Annotated in this window: 4 protein-coding genes; all 4 read left to right on the forward strand. The window is 73.2% G+C overall.

Annotation, left to right across the window (positions count from 1 at the left end):
- The coding region (locus tag NBZ83_RS29725) for an FdhF/YdeP family oxidoreductase (protein ID WP_261576275.1) at positions 1 to 2,208 on the forward strand (2,208 nt) is incomplete at its 5' end.
- Positions 2,208 to 3,086 carry a formate dehydrogenase accessory sulfurtransferase FdhD gene (fdhD, locus tag NBZ83_RS29730; protein WP_261576276.1) on the forward strand — a complete coding sequence of 293 codons (879 nt, stop codon included), beginning with the start codon at positions 2,208 to 2,210 and terminating at the stop codon, positions 3,084 to 3,086. The genes NBZ83_RS29725 and fdhD, both read left to right, overlap by 1 nt.
- A gap of 98 nt (positions 3,087 to 3,184) precedes the next feature.
- Positions 3,185 to 4,720 carry a CYTH and CHAD domain-containing protein gene (locus tag NBZ83_RS29735; RefSeq protein WP_261576277.1) on the forward strand — a complete coding sequence of 512 codons (1,536 nt, stop codon included), beginning with the start codon at positions 3,185 to 3,187 and terminating at the stop codon, positions 4,718 to 4,720.
- Positions 4,721 to 5,117: 397 nt separating this feature from the next.
- Positions 5,118 to 5,506, forward strand: a 389-nt coding sequence (locus NBZ83_RS29740) for a flavodoxin domain-containing protein (RefSeq protein WP_308203841.1), incomplete at its 3' end; no start/stop codon positions are given.

The raw sequence follows: 5,506 nt of genomic DNA on the forward strand, positions 1-5,506 counted from the left end.
GTGCGGACGTTGCGGCTGGTCAATCAGGATCATGGGTTCGACTGCCCGGGGTGCGCGTGGCCGGAGCCGGCGCCGGGGGAGCGCTCGGCGGTGGAGTTCTGCGAGAACGGTGCGAAGGCGGTGGCCGAGGAGGCGACCCGCAGCCGGGTGACGGGGGAGTTCTTCGCCGCGCATCCGGTGTCCGATCTCGCCGGCCGTTCGGGGCACTGGCTGGGGAGCCGGGGTCGGATCGTGGAGCCGGTGTACAAGGCGCCGGGGGCGGATCACTACACCCGGGTCGGCTGGGAGGAGGCGTTCGGGATCGTCGCGGCCGAGTTGGCGGCGTTGGACAGCCCGGACGAGGCCGCGTTCTACACGTCGGGGCGCACCAGTAACGAGGCGGCGTTCGTCTGGCAGTTGTTCGCGCGGATGTTCGGGACGAACAATCTGCCGGACTGTTCGAACATGTGCCACGAGTCGTCGGGTGCGGCGTTGACATCGACGATCGGTGTGGGTAAGGGGTCGGTGTCGCTGACGGATCTGGAGGCCGCGGATCTGGTGCTGGTGGTGGGGCAGAATCCGGGGACGAATCATCCGCGGATGCTCAGCGCGTTGGAGCGGGTGAAGCGGGCCGGTGGCAGTATCGTCGCGGTCAATCCGCTGCCGGAGGCGGGGTTGCTGCGTTTCCGTAATCCGCAGCATGCGCGGGGGGTGCTGGGGCGTGGCACGGCGTTGGCCGACCAGTTCCTGCAGATCCGGCTCAACGGGGACATGGCGCTGTTCCAGGCGCTGTCGCGGCGGTTGTTGGCGGCGGAGGACGCTGCCCCCGGCACCGTGCTCGATCATACTTTCCTGGCCGCGCACACCACCGGTTTCGCCGAGTTCGCCGGGCATGTTCGGAGCCATCTTTCCGATGCGGACCTCGCGGCGGCGACGGGGCTTTCCGCTGCCGAGATCGATGAGCTGGCCGGTCGGGTGCTGGCCGCGGAGCGGGTGGTGGTGTGCTGGGCGATGGGGTTGACCCAGCATGCGAACTCGGTCGCGACGATCCAGGAGGTGGTGAACTTCCTGCTGTTGCGGGGGAACATCGGCCGGCCGGGCGCGGGGGTGTGCCCGGTGCGGGGTCATTCCAATGTTCAGGGTGATCGCACGATGGGAATCTGGGAGAAGATGCCCGACGCGTTCCTCGACGCGCTTGGCACCGAGTTCTCCTTTGCTCCGCCGCGGGCGCATGGCCACGACGTGGTGGAGACGATTCGGGCGATGCGCGACGGCCGGGTGAAGGTGTTTCTCGGCATGGGGGGGAATTTCGTCGCGGCGAGTCCCGACTCGGTGGTGACGGAGGCGGCGATGCGGGCGTGTCGGTTGACGGTGCAGGTGTCGACGTCGTTGAACCGTTCGCATGCGGTGACGGGGCGGGCGGCGTTGATTCTGCCGACGTTGGGGCGCACCGAGGCCGATGTGCAGGCGGGTGGGCCGCAGCAGGTCAGCGTCGAGGATTCGATGGGCATGGTGCACGCCTCCCGTGGCACGCTGGCCCCGGCCGGGGCGGGGCTGCGCTCGGAGGTCGCGATCGTCTGCGGCCTCGCCGAGGCCACCCTCACCCGCCGGGCGGCCGACTCGGCTGGCTCGGCCGGCTCGGTGGACTGGGCGGGGCTGGCCGCCGACTACCGACGGATCCGCGGTCACATCGCCCGGGTGGTGCCCGGTTTCGGCGACTTCGACGCCCGGCTTGCCGCGCCCGGCGGTTTCGAGCTCCCGCATCCGCCGCGTGACAGCCGTACCTTCCCGACGCCGAGCGGGCGGGCGGCGTTGACGGTGAACGTCTGCGAGGTGCTGCGGGTGCCGCCCGGTCACCTGCTGTTGCAGACCGTGCGTTCGCATGATCAGTACAACACGACGATCTACGGGATGGACGACCGCTACCGCGGGATCCGTCGGGGCCGGCGGGTGGTGTTCGTCCACCCCGATGACCTCGCCGCGCTCGGCCTTGCCGACGGTGTGCACGTCGATCTGGTCGGCGTCTGGACCGACGGGGTGCCCAGGCGGGCGGAGAACTTCCGGGCGGTGGCCTATCCGACGGCCCGGGGCTGCGCCGCCGCCTACTTCCCGGAAACCAACGTGCTGGTCCCGCTGGACTCCACCGCCGCCCGCAGCAACACCCCGACGTCGAAGTCACTGGTCATCCGGCTGGAGCCGACGGGCACAGCGTCGGACGGGCCGCGCTGATGGGGCGGGCGACCGCGCGGCGCGTGGTGACCCGGGTCCGGGCCGGGGTCGCCACGGCGGTCCGCCCGGACACGGTGGTCGGCGAGGAACCGCTGGAGATCCGGGTCGGCGGCCGGGCGCTGGCGGTGACGATGCGCACCCCCGGCGACGACATGGACCTGGCGCTGGGGTTCCTGCTCGGCGAGGGCCTGATCGGCAGCGCCGCCGACGTGACATCGATCCGCTACTGCATCGGACAGGACGGCGCGATCGGACAGGACGGCGCGGTCGGGAGGGACGGCGCGGTCGATGCCGAGGGCCGCCCCACCTACAACGTGCTCGACGTGGTGCTGGCCCCCGGGGTCGCCCTGCCCGAGGTCGACCTGACCCGCAACTTCTACACGACCAGCTCGTGCGGCCTGTGCGGGAAGGCCAGCATCGACGCGGTCCGGCTGCGCAGCCGGTTCACCGTCGCCGACGACCCGCTGCGCCTCGACGCGGCGACGGTGACCGGCCTGCCCGACGCCCTGCGGGCGGCGCAGCGGCTGTTCGCCACCACCGGCGGGCTGCACGCGGCAGCGCTCGCCGGCGCCGACGGCGTGCTGCGGGCCGTGCGGGAGGACGTCGGCCGGCACAACGCGGTCGACAAGGTGATCGGCGCGGCGGCGCGCGACGGCCTGGTGCCGCTGGCCGGGCAGGTGCTGGTCGTCAGCGGCCGGGCGTCGTTCGAACTGGTGCAGAAGGCGCTGATGGCCGGCGTGCCGATGCTCGTCGCGGTCAGCGCGCCCTCGACGTTGGCGGTGGATCTCGCCGACGAGGCGGGGATGACGCTCGCCGGCTTCGTCCGCGGCGACTCGATGAACCTCTACACCGGCGCCCACCGGGTCACCCTGGCCTGACCCCTGCGTGGCGCCGCGCGGTCCTACCCCGTGCCGGCAGGGTTTCCCGGCCGTGGGCAGGGAATCAGTGCGCTGATCGCACTAGATGGAGGCTCATCGTGGCAGTCACGCATGAGATCGAGCGGAAGTTTGCGGTGGAGGAGACGTTCGCGCTGCCCGCCTTCGACGGCGTGCGGAGGGTCGCCTCCGTCACCGACCGCGACGAACAGCACCTCGACGCCGTCTACTACGACACCGACGACCTGCGCCTGGCCCGCAACAGCCTGACGCTGCGTCGCCGGGAGGGCGGCGCCGACGAGGGCTGGCACCTGAAGATCCCCACCGCCGACGGGGCCCGTGACGAGATCGGCCGTCCGCTCGGCGAACCGTCGCAGATCCCGCCGGAGCTGCTGGACCTGCTCGCCGTGCGGCTGCGAGGGGCGTCACTTCGCCCGGTGGTGTCGATCACGACCGTCCGGCGCACCCGGCGGCTGCGCGACGCCGCCGGCCACGACCTCGTCGAGGTCGCCGACGACCGGGTCAACGCGCGAACGATGGGTGAGCGCACCATCGTGTCGCGGTGGCGGGAGGTCGAGCTCGAGGTACTCGACCCGGCCGGGATTGACGTGCTGCCCGCCGCGAGCAAGGCCCTGTACCGGGCCGGTGCGCGGCCGTCGCCGTCGCCGTCGAAGCTGCAACGCGCCCTCGCCGTCGACCTCGGCGCCCCCGACGTCCAGCCCGGCCCGGCGCGGCTCACCGCGACCGACAGCGCCGCCCGGGTCGTCCATGCCTACCTGGCCGAGCACACCGCGGTGCTGCTTGACCGTGACCCCGCGGTGCGCGTCGACGCCCCGGAGGCCGTGCACGACATGCGGGTCGCGGCCCGGCGGCTGCGCAGCACCATCCAGACCTTCCGGCCGCTGTTCGACGCCGAGCGGGCCGCGGTGATCGAGGCCGGCCTGCGCGAGATCGGCGACGTGCTCGGCCGGCCCCGCGATGCCGAGGTGCAGCTCGCACGCTTCGCCGGCGAGCTCGCCGGGCAGCCCGTCGACCTGGTGCTCGGCCCGGTGGCCGCCCGCCTGCAGGAGGCGCTGCTCGGCGAGCGGCTGCGCAGCCGCGAGGAGGCGCTGGCCTACCTGCGCGGCGCACAGTACCTCGGTTTCGTCGAGACGCTGCTCGCCTTCGTCGCCGATGCCGCCGCCGGGCAGACTGAACGGGCCCGGCGCCCGGCCGGCACCGTGCTGGGGAAACTCGTCGCCAAGGCGGACCGCAGGCTCGCCCGGCGGGTCGACCGCGCCCGGCGGGCGACTGCGGGATCCGACCGCGATGCGGCCTACCACGGCGCCCGCAAGGCCGCGAAGCGGATGCGCTACGCAAGTGAGCTGATGGTGGCCGTCCACGGCGGCGACGCGGCGAAGCTCGCGAAGGAGATGAAGCGGGTCCAGGACACCCTCGGTGAGCACCAGGACTGCGTCGTGGCGCAGACTCGGCTGCGCGAGTTCGCCGTCGCCGCGAACCTCGCCGGCGAATCGTCCTTCACCTACGGTCTGCTCGCAGGGGACGAGCGCGCCCGCGCCGCCGCCACCCGGGCCGCCTTCGACGCCACCTGGGCGCGGGCCTCGCGCCCCCGCCACCGCCACTGGCTGCGCGGCTGACCAGTGCCGCGCGCGCCGGTGCCGGGTGCCGGGCGGCACGGCGGTGCCGTCCGGTCGTGTGGGTGGCGGTCGCCGGGGCCGGGCTGTTGCTCGCCGATTCGGGCCGTCGGCGGTCGGGTCGTTCGGGACCGTCCGGGTCGCCGTCCGGGCTGTCCGGCGCCGGCCGCTGCAGGGGTGTGACCGGGGCGACCGTCGCCCACGCCCGGTGACCCCGGGGCGGACCGCGGCGACCTGCCGGGGTCCGACCGTGCCCGTCGGGCCGGGTCCGGATGGCCCGGCGGACGTGACGTTCGACAGATGGTGTGTGCCCCGTCTCGGATGTCCACTGGGTTACGGGTTCGAGTCGATCGCGTGCGGTCCGCCTCGATGGCCCTGGACGCGAGGTTGGGAGGGTGCGATGACGCGAGCTCTGGTGGCGTTTGGAACCGGGTGTGGCGGGGCTGGCGACCTGGCCGCGATGATCGGCCTGGCGTTGACGGCCCGTGGTCTCGACGCCGACGTGTTGCCGGCGAGGCAGGTGCGGGAGGTGGCGTCCTACGACGCGGTGATCGTCGCCGGGGCGCTGTATGCCGGACGGTGGGCCTGCGACGCCCGCCGGCTCGTACGTCGGCGCCGCGCCGGGTTGTCCCGGCTACCGGTGTGGCTGGTCACCAGCGACCCGCGCGGCGGGGCAGAGCCAGTGGGTCCGCAGCAGGCCGTGCAGGTCGCTGAGCTCGCGTCGCTGGTCGGAGCCCGGGGCATGGTGACCTTCGACGGCCCGCAGCGCGCCGACGCCCACCCGAACGC

The sequence above is a fragment of the Frankia gtarii genome (assembly GCF_025403375.1).
Lineage (GTDB): Bacteria > Actinomycetota > Actinomycetes > Frankiales > Frankiaceae > Frankia > Frankia gtarii.